The sequence below is a fragment of the Halalkalibaculum sp. DA384 genome (genome assembly GCF_043951955.1).
Classification (GTDB): domain Bacteria; phylum Bacteroidota; class Rhodothermia; order Balneolales; family Balneolaceae; genus JAMQKA01.
This window is the reverse complement of the sequence record NZ_JBINJE010000122.1, coordinates 1-437: the sequence shown is the minus strand read 5'-3', so window position 1 is coordinate 437 and position 437 is coordinate 1. Positions and strand designations below refer to the sequence as shown.

Annotated in this window: 1 protein-coding gene; it reads right to left on the bottom strand. The window is 63.6% G+C overall.

The features are described from left to right. A partial coding sequence (locus ACG2E4_RS18535; protein WP_395277518.1) for a Gfo/Idh/MocA family protein occupies positions 1 to 437 on the bottom strand: 437 nt, incomplete at both ends.

Genomic DNA, 437 nt, shown 5'->3' with positions numbered 1-437 from the left:
ATGTCCTGCGGGTGGGAGGCCTGCAGGTACTGGATCCGCCCCAGCTCGCCTTGCTCGTACAGCTCCTTCACAAACAGGTACTCCCGGCTGTAGACCACCGTCTCGGCCATCGTGTAGATCAGCCCGGTCTGCTCGACGGTCTCCACAATCTCCTTGCAGTCCTCCACCGAGGTGGCCATCGGCACCGTGCAGGCCACATGCTTGCCGGCCCGCAGGGCCGCCAGGGTGTGCTCGGCGTGCAGCTGGATCGGGGTGTTGATGTGGATCCCGTCCACGGCCGGATCTTCCAGCAACTCCTCATAGGAGGTGTAGCGCTGGGCTTTGGGAATCCCGAAGGCCTCGCCTACCTGGTTCAGGTCCTCCTCGGTCCGCTGGCAGATCGCATACATGTTCGCCTGCGGGTGCTTCTGGTAGATCGGGATGAACTCCGCGCCGAA